The 20,130-nt window shown below is 69.7% G+C and carries 17 protein-coding genes; 12 read left to right on the top strand and 5 right to left on the bottom strand.

Features of this window, described 5'->3' with window-relative positions:
* The first annotated feature begins 90 nt into the window (after nt 1–90).
* Nucleotides 91–930, top strand: a complete 840-nt coding sequence (locus J2S22_RS16650) for a DUF5131 family protein (RefSeq protein ID WP_272777459.1) — start codon at nt 91–93, stop codon at nt 928–930.
* Here the strand turns inward: J2S22_RS16650 and tcmP are convergent.
* Together tcmP and J2S22_RS16640 are read right to left on the bottom strand one after the other, a co-directional pair.
* Nucleotides 927–1,835, bottom strand: a complete 909-nt coding sequence (gene tcmP / locus J2S22_RS16645) for a three-Cys-motif partner protein TcmP (RefSeq protein WP_272777460.1) — start codon at nt 1,833–1,835, stop codon at nt 927–929. The two genes, J2S22_RS16650 and tcmP, sit on opposite strands and share 4 nt — an antisense overlap.
* A gap of 85 nt (nt 1,836–1,920) precedes the next feature.
* The gene (locus tag J2S22_RS16640; protein WP_272777461.1) at nt 1,921–2,391 is read right to left on the bottom strand and encodes an Lrp/AsnC family transcriptional regulator; all 471 of its coding nucleotides are present in this window, start codon (nt 2,389–2,391) and stop codon (nt 1,921–1,923) included.
* 169 nt (nt 2,392–2,560) lie between these two features.
* Here J2S22_RS16640 and J2S22_RS16635 point away from each other — a divergent pair, with 169 nt between their 5' ends.
* The 10 genes from J2S22_RS16635 (at nt 2,561) to murJ (ending at nt 15,358) form a co-directional block, all read left to right on the top strand.
* The gene (locus J2S22_RS16635; RefSeq protein WP_272777462.1) at nt 2,561–3,277 is read left to right on the top strand and encodes an aspartate/glutamate racemase family protein; all 717 of its coding nucleotides are present in this window, start codon (nt 2,561–2,563) and stop codon (nt 3,275–3,277) included.
* Nucleotides 3,278–3,304: 27 nt separating this feature from the next.
* Nucleotides 3,305–5,620, top strand: a complete 2,316-nt coding sequence (locus tag J2S22_RS16630) for a molybdopterin-dependent oxidoreductase (RefSeq protein ID WP_272777463.1) — start codon at nt 3,305–3,307, stop codon at nt 5,618–5,620.
* 34 nt (nt 5,621–5,654) lie between these two features.
* The gene (locus J2S22_RS16625) at nt 5,655–6,596 is read left to right on the top strand and encodes a 4-hydroxy-tetrahydrodipicolinate synthase family protein (RefSeq protein WP_272777464.1); all 942 of its coding nucleotides are present in this window, start codon (nt 5,655–5,657) and stop codon (nt 6,594–6,596) included.
* A gap of 38 nt (nt 6,597–6,634) precedes the next feature.
* Nucleotides 6,635–7,414 carry an SDR family oxidoreductase gene (locus tag J2S22_RS16620; protein WP_272777465.1) on the top strand — a complete coding sequence of 260 codons (780 nt, stop codon included), beginning with the start codon at nt 6,635–6,637 and terminating at the stop codon, nt 7,412–7,414.
* A 40-nt stretch (nt 7,415–7,454) separates the two neighbouring features.
* Complete coding sequence (locus J2S22_RS16615; RefSeq protein ID WP_272777466.1) at nt 7,455–8,456, top strand: Bug family tripartite tricarboxylate transporter substrate binding protein; 1,002 nt, start codon at nt 7,455–7,457, stop codon at nt 8,454–8,456.
* 289 nt (nt 8,457–8,745) lie between these two features.
* Complete coding sequence (locus tag J2S22_RS16610; protein ID WP_272777467.1) at nt 8,746–9,744, top strand: Bug family tripartite tricarboxylate transporter substrate binding protein; 999 nt, start codon at nt 8,746–8,748, stop codon at nt 9,742–9,744.
* Nucleotides 9,745–9,937: 193 nt separating this feature from the next.
* Nucleotides 9,938–11,188, top strand: a complete 1,251-nt coding sequence (locus J2S22_RS16605; protein ID WP_272777468.1) for a D-amino acid dehydrogenase — start codon at nt 9,938–9,940, stop codon at nt 11,186–11,188.
* A gap of 233 nt (nt 11,189–11,421) precedes the next feature.
* Nucleotides 11,422–12,420, top strand: coding sequence for a Gfo/Idh/MocA family protein (locus J2S22_RS16600; protein ID WP_272777469.1), 999 nt, complete (start codon nt 11,422–11,424; stop codon nt 12,418–12,420).
* 64 nt (nt 12,421–12,484) lie between these two features.
* Nucleotides 12,485–13,645, top strand: a complete 1,161-nt coding sequence (locus J2S22_RS16595) for a DegT/DnrJ/EryC1/StrS family aminotransferase (RefSeq protein WP_272777470.1) — start codon at nt 12,485–12,487, stop codon at nt 13,643–13,645.
* Between the two features lie 138 nt (nt 13,646–13,783).
* Nucleotides 13,784–15,358, top strand: a complete 1,575-nt coding sequence (murJ, locus tag J2S22_RS16590; RefSeq protein ID WP_272777471.1) for a murein biosynthesis integral membrane protein MurJ — start codon at nt 13,784–13,786, stop codon at nt 15,356–15,358.
* Nucleotides 15,359–15,572: 214 nt separating this feature from the next.
* On the opposite strand, the gene J2S22_RS16585 is transcribed toward murJ, so the two are convergent.
* From J2S22_RS16585 to J2S22_RS16575, 3 genes are all read right to left on the bottom strand, one after another.
* The gene (locus tag J2S22_RS16585; RefSeq protein WP_272777472.1) at nt 15,573–16,625 is read right to left on the bottom strand and encodes an ankyrin repeat domain-containing protein; all 1,053 of its coding nucleotides are present in this window, start codon (nt 16,623–16,625) and stop codon (nt 15,573–15,575) included.
* 8 nt (nt 16,626–16,633) lie between these two features.
* Entirely contained in the window at nt 16,634–17,383 is a 750-nt protein-coding gene (locus J2S22_RS16580; protein ID WP_272777473.1) for a muconolactone Delta-isomerase family protein, read from the bottom strand.
* 201 nt (nt 17,384–17,584) lie between these two features.
* Nucleotides 17,585–18,532 (bottom strand): S1C family serine protease, encoded by a 948-nt coding sequence (locus J2S22_RS16575; protein ID WP_284701064.1) that lies wholly within the window; start codon nt 18,530–18,532, stop codon nt 17,585–17,587.
* Nucleotides 18,533–18,921: 389 nt separating this feature from the next.
* Between J2S22_RS16575 and J2S22_RS16570 the strand changes: the two genes are divergently transcribed.
* Complete coding sequence (locus tag J2S22_RS16570; protein WP_272777475.1) at nt 18,922–20,127, top strand: efflux RND transporter periplasmic adaptor subunit; 1,206 nt, start codon at nt 18,922–18,924, stop codon at nt 20,125–20,127.
* The last annotated feature ends 3 nt before the right edge of the window (nt 20,128–20,130 follow it).

Here is a 20,130-nt window from a genome sequence, read left to right as displayed (position 1 = left end):
AGCTATCGTCCTGGTTGAGGAACAATTTCGATTCGGTGTGGATTCTCGACCGAACGCTCGACCGACGCGCGCACAACAGGACGTACGACCATGGCCGAGCGGTCAAAAATCGAATGGACAGATCATACGTTCAATCCCTGGACCGGCTGCACGAAGATCAGTCCTGGATGCGACCACTGCTACGCTGAATCTTGGGCGAAGCGGTCCGGACTGGTTCAGTGGGGAAATCACGCTCGGAGGAGGACGACTGCGGACTATTGGAAAGCGCCGCGTATCTGGAATGCGCGTGCCGAGCTTTTCCGAACTGCTCATGGGCGGCGCCAACGCGTTTTCTGCGCGAGCCTTGCCGATGTTTTCGACAACAAGGTTCCGACGGAGTGGCGTGCTGACCTTTTCGAGTTGATACGGGAGTGCCCAGGCTTGGACTGGTTGCTCCTGACAAAGAGACCTCAAAATATCGAGAAGATGCTGCCTGCCGATTGGAGAGCCGGATATTCGAATGTCTGGCTGGGCACCACCGCGGAGGATCAGGAGCGTTTTGATCAGCGGTGGCCGCATCTCGTCGCCATACCGGCGGTGGTCCGTTTCGTCTCATACGAGCCCGCTGTCGGTCCGCTTAGACTGCCAGCGTGCGGACCTTGGCCCGATTGGTTGATATGTGGAGGCGAAAGCGGAGGGCGGGCACGATCGATGCAGGCGCAGTGGGCGAGAGATATCATCGCGGATTGCCGTGCCCGTCGAGTTGCGCCGTTTCTGAAACAATGGGGCACCTACAGGAGCAATCCTCTGGTCAGCGAAGCCGGAATTGACGAACTCGGCGCCCGCGTCATCGATCCACATGGAAAAGGTGGGGGAATGATCGACGGGAGATTGATCAGGGACTTCCCGAAAACGGGAACTGCAATGAAGCCAGAGAAGTCCGTCGCCTAGGCCTTGGTTTGGTTTTTCAGAATGTGATCGGAGACGCGTTTGGCGAGGTCGATCGCGCCCCGACTCGGATTCGCCACGGCAAAAACCAGCGAGAAGCGGGGCTGGTTGTTCCTTTTGAGGTCCCTGGGCCGGTCGGCGACATAAGCGAAGTGGCATTCGAGCTTCGATATGAACCGGCGGACTACGTCCTCTGGTCTTGCGACGCGTTTCTCCTCCTTGGAGCATTCCGTCGACGCGAAGAGATCCGGCTGTTTCGAGAAGGGTGCGTACAGTTCCTCCCGCCACCATGGGCCGCCGAGGATTGCATTGAGCCTGGCCTCCCAGCCTGCCCGGATCGCCTCCGGGTTGTTTGCGAGAAGGCGGCCGACGGCATTCGTCGGGAAGAGGTACCAGAGATCGATCGCCCTGGTCCGGCCTATCGCGACGAGCGTTTCCCATTCAACCGACAGTGCGAAAGGGTCGAGGAAGGTGACTGCTCGAGTTCCGAGAAGACGGCCGCGGCGTGAATCCCAACGGGTGTCCGAGCATATTGCCCTCACCGCCGCGTTGGAATCCTCTGCGCGGATTTCAATGAGCTTTCCGGGATTTTGTTCTCTTATCCGCTCGAGCGATGCGATGCTGTCCCTGTCCTTGTCGATGAAGATCAGCTTGTCGAAACCAGGTTCCAGTTCGAGCGCCAGTTTTGCCGAGCCCGGGCGCGTGACGAGTCCCTCGGTGTCGCCTGTTCCAGAGAACAGCCCGGCATCGCCACGATCGAGTGCATAATCTCCTGTGCCTGCAAAAGCATCGATGTAGATCAGAAAGTATTTACCTTTGAGGGCTTTCGTATATGCAGCCAAATAGTCCCTTACGACTCGGAGCTTTTCCTCTGTTCTCTTGCTTCCGACAAACCGCCCGCCGACCATCTCGTGCCCCTCGGATCGCGAGAAGCGTTTACGACACTCATATCTGGCATGCAATCAAAAGTAGTGCCGCGGCGCTCGCCCGTCCTCACCGCGTCTTCGCGATGTAGCCGGTCGGCACGGCGGTGGTGTATTTCAGCTCCTCCATGGCGATGGCGGACGAGACGTCGGCGAGCTCGACGCGGTCGATCATGCGCTTGTAGACGGCGTCGTAGGCGTCGATGTCGGGCACCACGATGCGCAGCAGATAGTCGACGTCGCCGGTCAGCCGCCACACCTCGACGATCTCCGGGATGTCGGCGATCATGCCGCGGAAGTCGTCGACCCATTCCAGCGCGTGGCGGGTGGTGCGCACCGAGACGAACAGCGTCATCGGCACGTTCACCTTGCGGCGGTCGACCAGCGCAACCCGGCGCTGGATGACGCCGTCGTCCTCCAGCTTCCTGATCCGCCGCCAGCACGGCGCCGTGGAGAGGCCCACCTTCTCGGCGATGGCGGCGATCGGCAGCGTGGCGTCTCCCTGCAGGAGATCGAGTATTTTCTGGTCGATTCGATCCATGGAATGCCTATTTCGCGTGCAGGCGAGATATTGGAATCTCATTTCTTTTATCATGGAATCCGGCAAATCGCATTGCCGGTTCGCGGCCTTCCGGCGCATTGTTTTGCGAACCGAATGCGCCCGATACCGCCTAAGCTTGCCCGGTCGCGAGCAAGCAAGGGAGGCCGTCATGCGCACCATCGGGCTGATCGGAGGCATGAGCTGGGAGAGCACCGCGGTGTACTACCGGCGGATCAACGAGCAGGTGCGCGAGCGCCTCGGCGGGCTGCACTCGGCCGACGTGCTGATGCGCTCGGTCGACTTCGACGCCATCGTCGCGCTGCAGCGCGCCGGCGACTGGGTGCAGGCCGCGCAGGTGCTCGCCGACATCGGCCGCGGCCTCGAGAAGGCCGGCGCCGACTGCCTGCTGATCTGCACCAACACCATGCACAAGCTCGCCGACGACGTGCAGCGGGCCGTCTCGGTGCCGCTCCTCCACATCGTCGACGCCACCGCGGCGCCCCTGAAGGAGAAGCGGATCGCGAGGCCGCTGCTGCTCGCCACCCGCTTCACCATGGAGGAGGAGTTCTACCGTGCGAGGCTGCGCAACCGCTTCGGCATCGAGGCGATCGTGCCGGAGACCTCGGACGAGCGCGGCATGGTGCACGACGTGATCTTCGGCGAGCTGTGCTGCGGCGTGGTCAAGGACTCGTCGCGCGAGAAGTACCGGGCCGTCATGGCCAGGGGCAAGGCGCAGGGCGCCGACGCCGTGATCTTCGGTTGTACCGAGATCGGCCTGCTGGTCGGTCAGGACGACACCGACCTGCCGGTGTTCGATTCGACCTTCCTGCACGCCGACGCCGCGGTGGACTTCGCACTCGCGAAGAGTGCGGCGCTCGTTGCGTAGCGGCGAGGCCCGGTCCACAGTCGAGTCATGACCCCCGCACCCGCCTCCCACCGCAGTCCCTCGCTGTCCCACTGGGGCGCCTTCACGGCGACGGTCGAGAACGGCCGTCTGGTCCGCTGCACGCCCTTCTCGCGCGACCCGGCGCCCTCGCCGATGCTCGCCGCCATCCCGGCGATGGTGCATTCGCCGCTCCGCGTCACGCGGCCGGCGGTGCGCGAGGGGTGGCGGGAGGGCAGGCCGCGCACCGGCCACGACGCCTTCCGCGAGGTGTCGTGGGACGAGGCGCTGGACCTCGTCGCCGGCGAGGTGTCGCGGGTGCGCGGCGCGTACGGGCCGACCGCGGTGTTCGGCGGCTCCTACGGCTGGTCGTCGGCGGGCCGGGTGCACCACGCCCGCACGCTGGTGCGGCGGTTCCTGGCGCTGGGCGGCGGCTTCGTCGACCAGCTCGCCAACTACTCGTTCGGCGCCGCGCAGTTCCTGCTGCCGCACGTGCTCGGCACCTTCCAGCCGGTGACCGGCCGGGCCACCGACTGGCCGAGCGTGATCGCCAACGCGACGCTGATGATCGCCTTCGGCGGTCTCGCCCTGAAGAACAGCCAGGTCGGCTCGGGCGGCGTCGGCGCGCACGACACCGAGACGTGGCTGCGCCGTGCCCGCGCCGCCGGGCTCGCCTTCGTGAACGTCAGCCCGGTGAAGGCCGACGCGCCGGAGTTCCTCGACGCCGAGTGGATCCCGATCCGCCCCAACACCGATGTCGTGCTGATGCTCGGCATGGCGCAGGTGCTGCTCTCGGAGGGCCGGCACGACGCCGGGTTCATCGACCGCTACTGCGCGGGGTTCGATCGCTTCGCCGACTATCTGACCGGCAGGAGCGACGGCACGGCGAAGACGCCCGAATGGGCCGAGGCGATCTGCGGCGTGCCGGCCGGAAAAATACGCGAGCTGGCACGGCGCGCCGCCGGCGTGCCGACCTACATGACGGCGACCTGGTCGCTGCAGCGCGCCCATCACGGCGAGCAGCCCTACTGGGCGCTGATCACGCTCGCCGCCATGCTGGGCGGCATCGGCCTGCCGGGGCAGGGCTTCGGCTTCGGCCACGGCTCGATCCACGGGCCCGGCCTGCCGCGCCTGTCGCTGCCGGGACCCGAGGTGCCGCCGCCGCCCAACCCGGCGAAGAGCGCGATTCCGGTCGCCCGCATCGCCGACATGCTGCTCGATCCCGGCGGGTCCTACGAGTTCAACGGGCAGCGCCTGACCTATCCGGACATCCGGCTGGTCTACTGGGCGGGCGGCAATCCGTTCCACCATCACCAGGACCTCAACCGGCTGCAGCGCGCCTGGCAGAAGCCGGAGACCGTGATCGTCCACGAATCGTGGTGGACGCCGACGGCGCGCCACGCCGACATCGTGCTGCCGGCGACGACGACGCTGGAGCGCAACGACGTCGGCGGCACCTCGCGCGATCCGTTCGTGTTCGCCATGCACAAGGCGATCGCCCCGGTCGGCGAGGCGAGGAACGACATCGACATCTTCGCGACGCTCGCGGCCCGGCTCGGCTATGCCGAGGCGTTCACGCAGGGCCGCGACGAGATGGACTGGTGCCGCCACGTCTATCAGGGCATCCGCGACGGTGCCGCGAGGAAGGGCATCGAGCTGCCGTCGTTCCAGCAGTTCTGGGCCGAGGGCGTGATCGAGCTGCCGCCGCCGGAGCGCGACTACGTGCTGATGGAGGAGTTCCGCGCCGACCCGGCCGCCCACCGCCTCGCCACGCCGTCGGGAAAGATCGAGATCACGTCGGCGGCGGTGGAGACGTTCGGCTACGACGATGCGCCGCCGCATCCGGCCTGGCTGCCGCCGGCCGAATGGCTCGGCGCGGCGGAGGCGGCGCGCTTCCCGCTGCATCTGATCACCAACCAGCCGGTGCGGCGCCTGCACAGCCAGACCGATCCGGGCCCCGTCTCGGTCGCCGGCAAGATCCTCGGACGCGAGGCGATCCGGCTTCATCCCGACGACGCCGCACGGCGCGGCCTGAAGGACGGCGACATCGTGCGCGTCTTCAACGCCCGCGGGGCCTGCCTGGCCGGCGTGGTGATCGATCCGGGCCTCGCCGAGCGCGTCGCCGTGATGCCGACCGGCGCCTGGTTCGATCCGGCGCCCTCCGGCGACGGGCTCGACGTCCACGGCAACCCCAACGTGCTGACGCCCGATATCGGGACCTCGCGCCTCGCCCAGGGGTCGAGTGCCCAGTCGACGCTCGTCGAGGTGGAGAGATTCGTCGGCGCATTGCCGCCCGTCCGTGCCTTCGACCCGCCAGCCCTTGCGCGCGCCGCCGCGCCGGTGTGAAACCACCGTCAACTCGCTTTTCGCGGAGACCCACATGGCCAAGACCAAGCTCGCCGGCTCCTTCGTGGCGCTGATCACCCCGTTCAACAAGGACGGCACCGTCGACTTCGCGGCGTTCCGCACGCTGCTCAAGTTCCACGAGGACAACGGCACGGCGGCGATCCTGATCATGGGCTCGACCGGCGAGACCTCGATGCTCTCCATCGAGGAGAAGAAGGCCATCATCGTCGAGACGGCGAAGATGAAGACGCCGAAGATGCCGATCTTCTTCGGCTGCACCGGCAACAACACCGAGTCGACGATCGCGATGGTGAAGTTCGCCAAGGACAACGGCGCCGACGGCGCCATCCTGGCGGCGCCCGCCTATATCTGCGCGCCCGAGGACGACATCGAGCGGTTCTTCCTCGAGGTCGCCGACGCCACCGACCTGCCGCTCGGCATCTACAACAACCCGCCGCGGGTGAAGAGCGACCTGCACTGGGACAACCTGCTGCGCATCTTCAAGCACCCGAACTACGTGGTGCACAAGGAGTCGACCGGCCGCGTCGGCCAGGTCGCCCAGGTGCTGGCGGGCCGCCCCGACGTCTCCGTGATGTGCTGCGACAGCCCCAATCTCGGCCTCGTGGTGCCGACCATGAGCCTCGGCGGGCACGGCACCGCCAACATGACCGGCAACATCGCGCCGCGCGAGATCGCCACCATCTCGACGCCGTGGACCGACTACACGGACGCCATGGCCTTCCGCGAGACCTATCTGCGCATGCTGCCGCTGCTGCACTTCACCTACTCGGCCATCAACCCGGTCGCCGTGAAGTCGCTGATGAAGGCGGTCGGCCTGCCGGCCGGCGACCTGCGCAAGCCGCTCACCGGCCTCGCCGCCGATCACCTCGCCCGCGGGCTGCGCATCGTCTCCGAGCTCGGCCTCGACAAGACCTACGGCTTCGAGCTGAAGCCGGTGGCGGCGGTCGCGGCGTGAGCCGCGCCGCGGCATCCTGACGGCGCTGGAGGCGGCCCATGGATCTCGGATTGTCGGGCCGCAAGGCGCTTCTCTGCGGCGCGAGCCGCGGGCTCGGCCGGGCGTGCGCCGAAGCGCTCGCCCGCGAGGGCGTGGCGGTGACCATCGCGGCGCGCACCCGCACGACGCTGGAGCAGGCCGCGCGGGAGATCCGCGACGCCACCGGCGCCGAGGTGACCTGGGTCTCGGCCGACATCACCACCGAGGAGGGCCGTGACGCGCTCCTCGCCGCGTGCCCGGCGCCCGACATCCTGCTCAACAACGCCGACGGCCCGCTGCCCGGCGACTTCCGCGACTGGCGGCGCGACGACTGGATCGCCGCGCTCGACGCCATGATGCTCGGGCCGATCGAGATGATCCGCCGCACCGTCGACGGCATGATGGAGCGGCGCTTCGGCCGCATCGTCAACATCGTGTCGCGCAGCGTGAAGATCGCGCAGCCGGAGCTCGGCCTCTCCAACGGCGCCCGCTCCGGCCTCGTCGGCTTCGTCGCCGGGATCGCGCGCCAGACCGTCGCCCACAACGTCACGATCAACAACCTGCTGCCGGGCATCTTCGACAGCGACGCGCAGCGCCGCCACATCCGCGGCATGATCGACGACGTCGGAGACCGCTTCGAGCAGGTCTGGCATGCGCGGGCGGCAGCCAATCCGGCGCGCCGCTACGGCGATCCCGAAGAGCTCGGCGCGTATTTTGCTTTTTTGTGCTCGTCCAAGGCCGGATTCATAACCGGCCAGAATCTGCTGATCGATGGTGGAAGCTACCCCGGAACCTATTGAGAGCGCGTACGCTCCCGACCCGACCGACACGAGGACGAAAATGATCAGAAACACCCTGGCAGCGTGCGCTGTCGCCGTCACGGCCCTGACGGCCGCGACGTTCACGACCGCGAGCCTTCAACCGGCCGGCGCACAGCCGCAGGCCTATCCCAACCGCAACATCACCATGGTGGTGCCGTATCCGGCCGGCGGCTCGGTCGACGGCGTCGCCCGCGTTCTCGCCCAGAAGCTCCAGGAGGCGCTCGGCGTCAGCGTGATCGTCGAGAACCGCGCCGGCGGGGCGGGCGGCCTGGTCGGCGCCAACACGGTGGCGAAGGCCCAGCCCGACGGCTACACGCTGCTGCTGCAGGCGTCGATCCACGTCGTCTCGCCGTTCCTGTTCAAGAACGTGCCCTACGACGTGGTGAAGGACTTCACGCCCATCACGCTGGTCGCCGCCGGTCCGCTGATCGTCAGCACCAGCCCCAACGTGCCGGCCAAGAACCTCAAGGAGTTCTTCGACCTCGTCCGCAAGGATCCGTCGAAATACACGTTCGCGACGTCGAGCTTCGGCTCGGCCGGCCATCTCGCAGTCGAGCTGCTGAAGCGCGAGGCGGGCGTCGACGCGCTGGTCATCGCCTACAAGGGCGCCGGCCCGATGCTCACCGACCTGATGAGCGGCCAGATCCAGCTCATCGCCGACCCGGCGCTCTCCTCGGTGCCGCTCGCCCAGTCGGGCAAGATCAAGGCGCTGGCGGTGACCAGCCTCAAGCGCACCGCGTCCGCGCCCGAGATTCCGACCGTCGAGGAATCCGGCATGAAGCCGCTCGACTTCGTGTCCTGGTACGGCCTGTGGGGCCCCAAGGGTCTGCCGCCGGAGATCACGGCCAAGCTGCAGGAGGTCTCGGTCAAGGTGCTGGGCGAGGCCGACGCCAAGAAGCGCTTCGCGACGCTCGGCTTCGACCCGATCGGCTCGACCACGGCGGAGTTCACCAAGTACATCGCCGACGAGATGGCGCGCGCCGAGAAGATCATCAAGGACTCGAACATCAAGACGGACTGATCCTGCACGCATCACCCGTGCCCGGGGCGCGCGAGGAGAGCCTCGCGCGCCCTCGTTCCATGTGACGCCCCGGTTCGCGCGGCGTGACGCGACCGGGGTGACGCGATCGGCGCGACGCGGCCGGGCCGAGCTGATCACGACGCCGTCCGAGACATCGGTGCGTTCCGCGACCGTCCTCCGACGCATTCGACCGAGACTGGCGCATGTCTTGCTTCACGGTGGTACGCAGATGCCCGTCGACGACCGGCTCGCGGTTGGAGAGCGACGGCACGAGTGACACGAGGACGACATGATGCGAACCACACTGGCAGCCTGCGCTGTCTTCACGGCCCTGACCATGGCCGGGCCGGCGTCGACCGGTCCCGCATGGGCCGGCCCCGCCGACGGCGCCTATCCGTCCCGCACGATCACGATGGTGGTTCCGGTGCCGGCCGGCGGCTCGGTCGACGGCGTCGCCCGCATCCTGGCGCACAAGCTGCAGGAATCCCTCGGCGTCAGCGTGATCGTCGAGAACAGGGCCGGCGGGGCGGGCGGGACCGTGGGCTCCGGGTCGGTCGCGAAGTCGGCCGCCGACGGCTACACGCTGCTGCTGCACGCGTCCCTGCATGTCGGCGCGCCGTTCCTGTTCAAGAACGTGCCCTACGACGTGGTGAAGGACTTCACGCCGATCACGCTCGTCGCCTCCGGTCCGCTGATCGTCAGCACGGCGCCCAACGTCCCGGCCAACACGCTGAAAGAGCTGTTCGACCTGGTCCGCAAGGAGCCGAGCAAGTACACGTTCGCGACGTCGGGGTTCGGCGCCGCCGGCCATCTCGCGGTCGAGCTGCTCAAGCACGAGGCGGGTGTCGACGCTTTGGTCATCGCCTACCGGGGCGCGACGCCGATGCTCGCCGATCTGATGAGCGGGCAGATCCAGCTCGTCGCCGATCCGATGGTGGCGTCGCTGCCGCTCGTGCAGGCGGGCAAGATCAAGGCGCTCGCCATCACCAGCCTGGAGCGCAGCAAGGCGGCGCCCGACATCCCGACGGTCGCGGAATCGGGCATGAACCCGCTCGACTTCGGCTCGTGGTACGGTCTGTGGGCGCCGAAGGGGCTGCCGCCGGAGATCACCGCCAAGCTGCAGGCCGAGGCCGCCAAGGTGCTGGCCGACGAGGACACCCGGCGGCGCTTCGCCGTGCTCGGCTTCGAGCCGATCGGCTCCAGCACCGAGACCTTCAAGACCTTCATCGCGGACGAGATGGCTCGCACCGAGAAGATCATCAAGGCCGCCATGATCAAGTCGCAGTGAGACTGCGCCGTCGGCGCCGGCTCGCACCGGCGCCGCGCGCCACAACGTCGATCCCGGGTACGCCCGGGATTCGGAGTACCGATCTCGGGGCTCCCGGGATCATGCCGTCGCCGGCCGAAAGGCAGCTGTGTCGGGCAGCGCGTGCGACGGCGCATCGTCCATTGTCCGCCGACGCGTCGCAGGTCCTCTCATCATGAACATTCTCGTGCTCGGGGCAGGGGTGGTCGGCACCGCCTGCGCTCATTACCTGAACCGTGCCGGCCACCGGGTCACGGTGGTGGAGCGGCGCTCCGGGGCCGGGCTGGAGACGAGCTTCGGCAATGCCGGCGGCGTGTGCCCGGGCTTCGCCGGCCCGTGGGCCGCACCCGGCATGCCCGTGAAGGCGCTGAAGTGGATGCTCGACCGCTACGCGCCGCTCGCCATGCGGCCGACGTTCGACCCGCACCAGTACGTCTGGCTCGCCGCCTTCCTGAAGAACTGCTCGGTCGAGCGCTACGCGCGCAACAAGGCGCGCATGCAGCGCATCGCCCACTACAGCAAGGCCTGCCTGGTGGCGCTGCGCGCCGAGACCGGGATCGCCTACGATCACGGCGAGGGCGGCGTGCTGCAGCTCTTCCGCACCGCCGACGAGGTGGCGGGCGGCCGCCGCGCCAGCGCCGTGCTGGAGAAGTTCGGCGTCGTCCATCAGCTTCTCGACGCCGACGGCGTGCTGGCGGCCGAGCCGGCGCTGGCGCGCGCCAGCGTGAGCTTCGCCGGCGGCCTGAACCTGCCCGGCGACGAGACCGGGGACAGCGCGCTGTTCACGGCGCGGCTCGCCGAGCGGCTCCAGGGAGAAGGCGTCCGCTTCCTGTTCGACACCACGGTGAAGAGGCTGCGCGTCGACGGAAAGCGGTTGCGCGCCGTCGAGACCGACCGTGGCGTTCACGAGGCCGACGCCGTCGTCGTCGCGCTCGGCGTCGAGGCGCCGTTCCTGCTGCGGCCGCTCGGGCTGAACCTGCCGATCTATCCGGTGAAGGGCTATTCCATCACGGTCGACCTCGTGTCGGACCAGCACGGGCCGCGCTCGGCCGTGATGGACGAGCATTCCAAGGTGATGATCTCGCGGCTCGGCACGCGGCTGCGCGCCGCCGGCATGGCGGAGGTGGCAGGCTACAGCCTCGCCGTGCGTCCCGACGGCATCGAGGCGGTGCGCCGCACCGTGCGGGCGATCTTCCCCGACGCGGCGGTGGACAGCGCCGCCGTGGCGCCGTGGGCGGGGCTGCGGCCGATGACGCCCGACGGTCCGCCCTATCTCGGCCCGACGCCGATCGAGGGGCTGTATCTGAACATCGGCCACGGCTCGAACGGGTGGACGCAGGCCTGCGGCAGCGGCCGCATCGTCGCCGACATCGTCTCCGGCCGCACGCCCGAGATCGATCTCGAGGGTTACGGCCTGGCGCGGTGAGCGCCGCACCGCGGTCGTTCCGCGACGGGGTCGCGGCGCGCCGGAGCGCGCGCGACGCAGCCGCGATTGTCAGGTCGCGCCGGGAAAGAAATCCGGAAGAGCCCGTAGGCGGGACCAGAACCGAGATTGTAACTGTTTGAATCAAAACGTGTTTGGTTGACGTTCTTTTCACGTCGCACGCCTCTGCCCGGCGTGCTAGGAGGGCCCCAGGACAGACTTTGGGGAAGGCGGTCATGGTCGACAGCGCGAAGAGCAGCGCCCAGAAGCCGTTGCGTGTCGGCGTCGTCGGCGTCGGCGTGATGGGATGCAACCACGCGCGCGTGTTCGCCGGCCTGCCCGGCGTGCAGCTGATCGGCGTCGCCGATCCGAGCGTCGGGCAGACCGAGTTCGTCGGTCGCACGCTCGGCTGCGGCACGTTTCCGGACATCGGCAAGCTGCTCGACTTCGGCGTCGACGCGGTGACCATCGCGGCGCCGACGCATCTGCATCGCGAGCTCGCGCTCGCCTGCATCCGGCGCGGCGTTCACGTGCTGGTCGAGAAGCCGATCGCCTCCACGGTGGAGCAGGGCCACGAGATCATCGACGCGGCGAAGCGCGCCGGCGTCACCCTGATGGTCGGCCATGTCGAGCGCTTCAATCCGGCCGCGCAGGCCCTCAAGGAGGCGATCCGCAGCGAGGACATCCTGTCGATCGCGATCACCCGCGTCGGCCCGTTCCCGCCGCGCATGTCGAACGTCGGCATCGTCATCGACCTCGCCGTGCACGACATCGACCTGGTGCGCTGGTTCACCGATTCGGAGATCGTCGAGGTCCAGCCGCAGCTCTCCAGCGCCAAGGCCGAGCGCGAGGACATCGCGCTCCTGCAGTTCCGCACCGCCTCCGGCGTGCTCGCCCACATCAACACCAACTGGCTGACGCCGTTCAAGGCGCGCACCGTCCAGATCGCCACCAAGCGCAAGTACATCACCGGCGACCTGCTGACCCGCCAGGTCACCGAGTGCTTCGGCTTCCAGCCGGACGGCAGCTACTCGATGCGCCACCTCTCGGTCGGGCACGACGAGCCGCTGCGCTCCGAGCTCGGCGCCTTCATCAAGGCGGTGCGCACCGGCACGCGGCCGCCGGTGGGCGGCGAGGAGGGCGTCGCCAGCCTCGAGATCGCCATCCGCTGCCTCGAAGGCGGCAGCGCCGCGCTCGACGCGCCGGTCCGCAAGCCGCGCGTCGTCGCCGGCTGACCGCGCTCCGCCGACCGCGCCCCGCCGCCCCGCCGGACGAGGCCGTCCAGACTCAGGATTCGAGATGACCCAGCACGCCCGCCTGCAGCCGCAGCCGATCCCCTTCATCGACGTGGCGGCGCAACGCCGCGCGCTCGGCACCCGCGTCGACGACGCCGTCGCGCGCGTGCTCGCGCACTGCCAGTTCATCCTCGGCCCCGAGGTGCAGACGCTGGAGAAGGACCTCGCCGCCTTCTGCGGCGCCAGCCACGCCGTCACCTGCGCGAGCGGCACCGACGCGCTGTCGCTGGTGCTGATGGCCAAGGGAATCGGTCCGGGCGACGCGGTGATCTGCCCGTCCTTCACGTTCTGCGCCACCGCCGAGGTGGTGGCGCTGCATCGCGCGACGCCGGTGTTCGCCGACATCGACGAGGCGACCTACAACATCTCGGTCGAAAGCGCCGCCGCGGCGATCGCCAAGGCGAAGTCGCTCGGACTGACGCCGCGCGGCATCATCCCGGTCGACCTGTTCGGCCTGCCGGCCGATCACGACGGCATCGCGGCGCTGGCCAGGGCCGAGGGCCTGTTCGTGCTCGACGACGCGGCGCAGTCGTTCGGCGCCACCTACAAGGGCCGGCGGCTCGGCGTCGACGGGCTCGCGACCGCCACGGCGACGAGCTTCTTCCCGGCGAAGCCGCTCGGCTGCTACGGCGACGGCGGCGCGATCTTCACCGACGACGCCGACCTGGTCGCCACGCTGAAGAGCCTGCGGGTGCACGGCCACGGCTCCGACAAGTACGACAACGTCCGCATCGGCCTCACCTCGCGGCTCGACACCGTGCAGGCCGCCGTGCTGGTCGAGAAGCTGAAGATCTTCGCCGACGAGATTCTCGCCCGCGACGCGGTGGCGAAGCGCTACGCCGAGGGATTGGCCGACGTCGTCGGCGTGCCGGTGGTGCCGGAGGGGTATTCCTCCGTCTGGGCCCAGTACACGATCCGGATTCCCGCCGGGACGCGCGACGCGTTCGCCGCGGCGCTGCGGGCCGACGGGGTGCCGACCGCGGTCTACTATCCGATCCCGCTGCACCGTCAGGTCGCCTACAAGCACTTCCCGACCGCCGGCAACGGCCTGCCGGTGTCCGACAAGGTCGCGGCCGAGGTGATCAGCCTGCCGATGCACGCCTATCTGGACGCGCCGACGCAGGACCGGGTGATCGATTCGGTGCGCCGCGCGGCGAAGGGGTGATCACGACCGAATAGTCGCTTCTCGGTCATTCCGGGGCGGCGCACAGCGCCGAACCCGGAATCCAGCCGAGAACTCGGGGTGTGTGGCTGGATTCCGGGTTCGCACCTGCGGTGCGCCCCGGAATGACGGGAAGCGAGCATGCTCGGACGCATCGCGACTGTCGGGGGGCTGACGCTCGTCTCGCGCGTCACCGGCTTCCTGCGCGACATCATGCTGGCCGCGGTGCTGGGCGCCGGGCCGGTGGCCGACGCCTTCTTCGTCGCGCTGCGGCTGCCGAATCACTTCCGCGCCATCTTCGCCGAGGGGGCGTTCAACTCCGCCTTCGTGCCGGCCTATGCCCGCATCCTCAAGCAGGGCGGGCCGGACCCGGCGCGGCTGTTCGCCGATCGCGTCTTCACCATGCTGATGGCGGCCGAGGCGGTGCTGCTCGCGCTGGCGCTCGCCTTCACGCCCGCGGTCATCGGCCTGCTGGCGCCCGGCTTCTCGGCCGAGGGCGGCCGCTACGACCTCGCCGTCGAGCTCACCCGCATCACGTTTCCCTATCTGGTGCTGGTCAGCCTCGTCACGCTCTACGGCGGCATGCTCAACGCCGTGCAGCGCTTCGCCGCGCCGGCCGCCGCGCCGGTCCTCCTGAACCTGAGCATGATGGCGACGCTGGCGCTCGCCGCCTTCTTCCCCACCGCCGGCCACGCCGCCGCCTGGGGCGTGCTGATCGCCGGCGTGCTCGAGGTGCTGCTGGTCGGCGCCGACACGGCGCGCCGCACCGGCCTGCCGCGCTTCGCCGGCTTCTCGCTCGACGAGGACGTGAGGAAGTTCTTCCGGGCGCTCGGGCCCGCCACGGTCGGCTCGGCCGGGCTGCAGATCGCGCTGTTCGCCGACACCATCATCGCGAGCTTCCTGCCGGCCGGCGCGCTCTCGGCGCTCTACTACGCCGACCGGCTCAACCAGCTCCCGATCGGCGTCATCGGCATCGCGGTCGGCACCGTCATCCTGCCCGAGATGGCGGGCCGCATCGCCTCGGGCGACGAGGCCGGCGCGCGCGACGCCCAGAGCCGCGCCATGGAGCTGACGCTCCTCCTGTCGGTGCCGTGCCTGGTCGCCTTCCTGCTGCTGCCCGACCTGATCATGCTGGCGCTGTTCTCCCGCGGCGCCTTCACGGCCGCCGATGCGGCTGCGGCCGGCGCCACGCTCGCCGCCTACACGGTCGGGCTGCTGCCCTTCGTGCTGATCCGCAGCGTCACGGCCACGTTCCTGGCGCGCGGCGACACGGCGACCCCGGTGAAGGCGCTGCTCGCCTCGGTGGTCGTCAACGTGGCGCTGAAGATCGCCCTGATGGGGCCGCTCGCCCAGGTCGGCCTGGCGCTCGCGACCTCGGTCGGCGCCTGGGTGAACTTCCTGCTGGTCGTCTGGTTCGCGAAGCGGGCCGGCTTCCTCGGCTGGGACACGCGGCTGATGCGCTCGGTCGCTCGCCTCGCGGCCGCCGCCGTGGTGCTCGCCTTCGCGCTGATGGCCGGCCAGCGCCTCGTCGCGGCGATGCTCGAGCCCGGGCAGGTGCTGCGCCACGAGCTGACGCTCGCCGCGCTGGCGCTGATCGGGGCGGTCGCCTATGCGCTGGCGATCGCGGCCCTGTTCGGTCGCCAGTGGCTGCGCGGCCTCGCCCGCCGCCGCAAGGCCGCGGCGCCGCCGGTGCCGCCGCCGGTCGACCCGGCGTGACACCTCTCCTGATCGCCTGGAGCCTCTCCCGGGACTCTGCGCTTGTCCCTCTCCCCTCGCGGGAGAGGGAGGCTCGCCGCGTGGCGGCGAGACGGGTGAGGGGGGATTCCACAGTCTCTGAATTCGCGGAACGCCCCCTCACCCGCCCTCGCTCCGCGAGGGCACCCTCTCCCGCGAGGGGAGAGGGAAGACGGCCGAGCCGCCTGTACAGAGATCACGTTCCCGCGAGCCGTTTGGTCAGCGGATGGTCGGGCCCGAGCTTTTCGCGGGCGAGGTCGAGCGGGCGCTTGCCGTCCCAGGCGACGATGTCGGTGCGGGCGCCGGCATCGACCAGCACCGACGCGCAGTCGGCGAAGCCGTGCCACAGCGCGTCGTGCAGCGGCGTGTAGCCGTTCGACGGCCCCTGGTAGTCGAGGGCCACGCCCTTCGCCGCGGCGAGCTGCCGGGTGATGTCGAGGTGGCCGTTGTAGGTCGCCTTGTGCAGCGGCACGGCGCCGAACACCGGTTCGACCGCATTGACGTCGGCGCCGGCCTCGATCAGCAGGCGGACCATGTCGGTGTGGCCGTCGCGGGCGGCGACCAGCAGCGCCGTGTGGCCGTCGTCGAAGCCGCCGACCACCGGCCAGCGCCGGTCGACGGCGGCGCCGGCCGCGAGCACGTCGCGCAGCGCCGTGACGTCCCCGGCCTGCACGGCGCGGATCAGCCCCGCCTCGTCCTGCGCCGCCGCGTCGCGGGCCCGCCGCTGCGCGATCAGGTCCTCGATGCGGGCGAGCTTGTCGGCGTCGCCGGCCCCCTGGCTCACGCGCTTCGCGTAGGCCAGATGCTCGGCCAGCGTGAAGCCGTAATAGGTCGTCGGCGTCAGCCGGCAGCTGCGGTCGAGCAGCAGGGCGACGATGTCGTCGGCCTTGAACCAGATCGCCTCGAACAGCGGCGTGTGGCCGGTCGATGTCGCCTGCAGGTCGACCGACGCGCCGGCCTCGATCAGCAGCCGCGCCGCCTCGGTGTGCGCGCCCTGGCACGCCTTGTGGAGCGCCGCCGTGCCGGCCTTGCGGTCGAGCGCGTCGGTGAGGGCGCCCGCCGCGAGCAGCGCCGCGATCTTGTCGGTGTCGCCGAGCCCGGCCGCGAACATCAGCGGCGTCAGTCCGCTCGCCGGATCGGGACGATCGGGGTTCTGGCCGGCGGCCAGCACGGCGCGCACGCCCGCCGCCGTGCCGAACCGCACGGCGCGGACGAGGGCGTCCGCGCCGTCGTGTGAGCCGGTGCCCATCGCCGGCCTCACAGGTTGCGATAGGCGCGCACCAGCGGCGACACGTCCCAGCACACCCGCCAGCCGACGATCTTGCGGTTGCGCACCGTCAGGAAGGTCGCGACCTGGAGGTCGTACTCGTTGCCGTTGGCGATGCACTGGGCGTGCTCGTGGACGATGCCGACGGCCCGCTCGCCGTCCACCATCACGTCGCCCTGCAGCGTGAAGCTCAGCATCCTGGAATGCGCGGCCCACACCCCGAAGCTGGCGAGCACGTCCGGCACGCCGCGATAGGAGCCGAGCCACGGCGCGAGATCGCTGACGCTCGGCACCGGCGGAACATTGTCCCAGGTGACGTCGGGATCGAGCAGCGCGATCGCGTCGTCGGACCTGCCGATCTGCATGTTGTGGAACCACGCCGTGGCGACGGTCCGGGTCGCGGCCGGATCGACAGGGGCGGGCAGGGGCTGTCCCGGCTGCGGGAACCTGGCCTTCACGTCGGCGAGAAACCCCTCGTAGTCGCGCAGCGCCCAGACCTGCTCGAACTCCAGGTATTCGCGCATGGGCAGCCAGCCCATCGAGTTTCGGTCGAGGTCGTCGAGCGACTCCGCGTTGACGATCGCGATGATGCGATGCTGCGACACCACCTTGTAGAGCTGGACGAAGCCGGCCCGGATCCCCTCGACGCCGTGATCGCCCTCGCGCGCCTCGAGGTCCCACAGCTGGTCCTGCGAGATCCGCCCCTGATAGTTCCATTTCATCTGCACGTAGAACAGCATCGCGCCCGCCCTCCGGTTGCGGGCACGCGCCGTCGCTCCGGCCGGAGGAGGGGAGCGGCCGGACAGGGCGGCGCGGCGCCCGCGGGTTGTGCCTACAACCTAAACGAGCACTATGCCAGAAGTAAATCTATAAGTCGTACACGTCCGCGTGCGCACGCGGACGACGAGGCGTCCGCGCCGCCGGGCGCGCAGTCCCGGCGGTCACGCCGCCGCGCGCTGCGGTCGCTCGCGCGGGACGAGCGACACGGTGCGCCGGCCGCCGTCGCGCAGGATCTCGATCGCGGTGTCGCGGCCGATCCGCTCGCCGCTCAGGCTGCGGACGAGGTCGTCGGCGCCCGTCACCGGACGGCCGTCGATCGCCAGCACCACGTCGCCGGCGACGATGCCGACCCCGGCGGCGGGGCTGCCCGGCTCGACCGAAGCGACCATCACGGCGCTCTCCTGTGCGACGCCGGCGAGATGCCGCAACCGGGCGGGCAGGGCGGTCTGGGCCGCCGCGATGCCGATCCAGGCGCGCCGCACCCGGCCGTGCCGCACCAGCTCGCCCAGCACGTGCTTCACCGTGTTGGCCGCGATGGCGAAGCAGATCCCCTGGGCGCCCTGGATGATCGCCGTGTTGATGCCGACCACCTCGCCGTGCGAGGCGACCAGCGGCCCGCCGGAATTGCCCGGATTGAGGGCGGCGTCGGTCTGGATCAGGTCGTCGACGAGGCGGCCGCTGGAGGCGCGCAGCGAGCGTCCCAGCGCCGACACGACGCCGGCCGTCACGGTCGACTCGAAGCCGAGCGGATTGCCGATGGCGACGACCAGCTGGCCGCGCCGCAGACGCTTGGAGTCGCCGAGCGCGGCGGCCGGCAGCGTCACGTTCTCGTCGACGCGGGCGAGCGCGAGATCGGTGTCCGGATCGGCCCCGACCAGCCGGGCGCCGAGCCGCCGGCCGTCCGCCGTGGTGACGGCGAGGCGCGCCGCGCCCGGCTGCATCGCCGCGGCGACGACGTGATGATTGGTCACGATCAGCCCGTCGGGAGAGACGATCACGCCGGAGCCGGACCCGCGGCGCCCCTGCGGTCCGGCGACATCGAGCCGCACCACGGCCGGGCCGATGCGGTCGACCACGGTCGTGACGGCGTGCGAGTACGCGTCGAGCAGTGTGGCATCGTCGCGGCCGTCGGGCTCCGGCCCGGCGGTCGGGGAATTATCGTTCGGAACGCCGCCGCGCTCCGCAGCGAAATTGCCGGAACGATCGTCGCCGGCGACCTCACGAAGCCGGACGTCGCCGTTCGGATCGACGTGACGGCCATGGCGATACCGCCGCGGCAGCGAACCCGGAGTTCGATCAGAGACGGGGGATTCGGCCGAACTGCGAGTTCGGCGAACAAGTTGATAGACTTGCATGGCACGGCCGGATATGGGGAATGCCACGCGGTTATGGAAGACCATCGGGACGTCGCGCCAGCGCCGGGCTTCCTTCCCAGGCAGGCCTTTTTAGGGCCACGAGAATGCGCGATGTCGAGCGGTCAGGAAAATCCGGAGCTGTCATGAGTTCGAAGTGGGCGCGCCTCGTGGCCGTCGGCACGGCCTTTCTCCTGGCCGGATGCGGCGGCGAGACGAAGCAGCAGCAGGCCGGCGGACCGCCGCCCGCGCAGGTGACGGTGGCGAAGCCCGTCGAGCGCACCGTCACCGACTACGACGAGTATGTCGGCCGCTTCGTCCCGGTGGACTCGGTCGAGGTGCGGGCGCGCGTGTCCGGCTATCTCGATCAGATCCATTTCAAGGACGGCCAGCTGGTGAAGCAGGGTGACCTGCTGTTCACCATCGACAAGCGGCCGTTCCAGACGGCGCTCGACCAGGCCAAGGCGAACCTCGCCCAGGCCAAGGCCAATCTCGCCTTCACCGAGGCCGATCTGCAGCGCGCCCAGCAGCTCGTGCGCGACCGGACCATCACGGAGCAGACCTTCGACCAGCGCACCCAGGCCAAGCGGGTCGCCGAGGCCTCGGTCGCGGCCCAGGAGGCGGCGGTGCGTCAGGCGACGCTCGATCTGGAGTTCACCGAGCTGCGCTCGCCGATCACGGGCCGCATCGGCGATCGCCGCGTGTCGGTCGGCAACCTGGTGACGGGCGGCACCGGCGGCACCACGACGCTGCTCGCCGTGATCGTGACCTACGACCCGATCCGCTTCGAGTTCACGTTCGACGAGGCGGCGTATCTCCGCTACCAGCGCACCGCGTCCGACGGCCCGGCCAGCCGCGCCGGCGGCCTCGAGGTCGGGCTCAAGCTGATCGACGAGCCGGAGTTCAAGCACACCGGCCGCATGGACTTCGTCGACAACGTGATCGAGCGGACCACCGGCACGATCCGCGGCCGCGCCGTGCTGCCGAATCCGGACGGGCTGTTCACGCCCGGCATGTTCGCCCGCGTGCGCGTGCCGGCGTCCGCCCCGCAGACCGCGATGCTGGTTCCCGACGTCGCCATCGGCTCCGAGCAGGTGCGCAAGTTCGTCTACGTGGTGGGCGGCGACAACGTCGCCAAGCAGACCTTCGTCACGCTCGGCCAGCTCGACGGCAAGCTGCGGGTCGTCAAGACCGGCCTGAAGCCGGACGACCGGGTGATCGTCAACGGCATCGCGCGGGTCCGTCCCAACAGCAAGGTGACGCCGAAGGAAGAGGCGAACGCCTCGCCCGCCCCGGCCGGCCCCCAGGCCTCGGCCGAGAAGGCCGGCCCGCCGACCGCCAAGGCCGAGTGAGCC

It is taken from the genome of Rhodoplanes tepidamans (assembly GCF_030813915.1).
In the GTDB taxonomy this organism is placed as follows: domain Bacteria; phylum Pseudomonadota; class Alphaproteobacteria; order Rhizobiales; family Xanthobacteraceae; genus Rhodoplanes; species Rhodoplanes tepidamans.
The sequence above is the reverse complement of the archived record's forward strand: the minus strand, read 5'-3'. Positions and strand labels throughout refer to the sequence as shown.